We start from the raw sequence: 1,733 nt of genomic DNA, 5'->3' as shown, positions 1-1,733 counted from the left end.
ATAATTTTTATAATGTCTGTAAGATTAAATCTTGACTTCTACAGCTTATTCTTGCTAATTACAATGTTTTACGTGACTGGCTCTATTTGCAACAGTGCCTATAAGATTATATCTTGTCTTCTACACATCTAAAATTCTACACTTAATGATGCTTCTGTAATATCTCCTATGACTGTAGTGTCATTGTTTTCAAGAAATATTCTGCAGTCCCCTGGTATGTCTATAGGACCCTCAGGGAACAATGTTAGATATTTTAAGTCAATTTGCTTTAGTAACTGACTTAAAGAACAAGACTCATGTATTGGTTCTAAATCAGGACGCAAAATATAAATACCAGTTTCTATTTCTTTTGCCTTGTTACACAAATTATAATCATATAAACCTCCACCTAGCCTTTTATCCTCAGGCGTATCTATATCTCTAGTAAACTGTAAAGTAGTTATATTACTATTATTATCAGGCTGTGTTGCGATCATAGCTGTATGACCTTTCACAAGATAAATATCACCGGGTTGAATTAATTTTAATTGTGCATCTTTAACATCGCCACTTAAAAAAGTGATAGCTTTATAGTGATATTCATTTGCAAGATTATTATATGCTGCTTGCATATTTATAGTATTAATACTTTGAATTTGCTCAGTAGTAAGGTATGTTGCCTTACCCACCGCTGTTGAACAATCCTCAGGACCAAATAACAATTGTTCCTTAAAATAACGATGTGCCCCATATTGATAATCTCCAACAAGTTTCATACCATTCTTGGATGCGAAAGGATATGAAGTAGGCACTAGATCGTTTGGTAATTCATATTCGGGATTTAGAAAAGGAAATGATGTAGCAGTCCCAGGCATCATCTCTTGTTCTTTAGTACAGCTAGCAGCAATACTAGAGAGCAATACTGAACTGACAGAAGAATTTTCATTTCCCCAATACTCCTGATCACTTGATGACTGTAATATCGGTAATTTGTCAGGGTCTATAGTATTTGGTAATTCATGGTAGAACATACCACTCTTGATTTGACTTATTAATTCTTCTCCTTGATGCTCTGCCCACTGCTTAGCCATGTTAAGCTGTAAAGAAGTTTTATTATACTTTATAGGAAATCCTATATCGTTCAAGTTCTGATCCTTTAAGTAATTATTTATTGACACACTAATATGTTCATGTCTTTGCAGGTTATTAGTTACTACACTTGCCATCTCTGAATCAGAGATGTCAGGATGTTGCTCACTATATTCAATAATAATTTCTTGCACCTTATTCTGACTATATTTGGTCGCTAACTGTTTTGCTCTAATTTGTGCCACCATATGTGCAATTTGCTTATTCATAATTTCAAACATTATATTCTCCTATTATAAAACTGAGTAATTTTAAATCTTTATACATATTGTACTGCGTGTTATTTACCCTCGTCTATACCAAATAGACACTAATGTAACACCTTCCCCTTGCTCAATCCCAGTGATTCCTAGCTATATCACCTTTTACTAGACTTCTATCGCTATTAACTGAGCATTATTACCTATCAACTTGTAGTCTTCAACAGGGCTTGTTGAGTTAGGCGTATATGTATCAAATAATAAAGGTTCATGTTGATCATTACTACCAAAGAATGATGTTACATATTCAGCAATAGGCTCATAAACACCTGATAAATGAATCGCTGCCTCATGTAATTTATTTACGGCATTTAGACCATCATCTATCGCTTTACTGAACAGTTG

Annotated in this window: 2 protein-coding genes; both read right to left on the bottom strand. The window is 33.8% G+C overall.

The features are described 5' to 3' along the window. Positions 1 to 128: 128 nt before the first annotated feature. Positions 129 to 1,337 (bottom strand): hypothetical protein, encoded by a 1,209-nt coding sequence (locus tag KYQ89_RS03905; protein WP_256621272.1) that lies wholly within the window; start codon positions 1,335 to 1,337, stop codon positions 129 to 131. 159 nt (positions 1,338 to 1,496) lie between these two features. After that, positions 1,497 to 1,733: DUF5424 family protein (locus KYQ89_RS03900; RefSeq protein WP_218460494.1), on the bottom strand; the 237-nt coding region annotated here is incomplete at its 5' end.

The sequence above is a fragment of the Rickettsia sp. TH2014 genome, assembly GCF_019249195.1.
Taxonomy (GTDB): domain Bacteria; phylum Pseudomonadota; class Alphaproteobacteria; order Rickettsiales; family Rickettsiaceae; genus Rickettsia; species Rickettsia felis.
This window is presented reverse-complemented; position numbering and strand designations above follow the sequence as displayed.

What these genes read in the sequence shown, in the direction of transcription:
- KYQ89_RS03905 (WP_256621272.1), bottom strand. Translation starts at nt 1,337, where the DNA reads ATGAATAAGCAAATTGCACATATGGTGGCACAAATTAGAGCAAAACAG.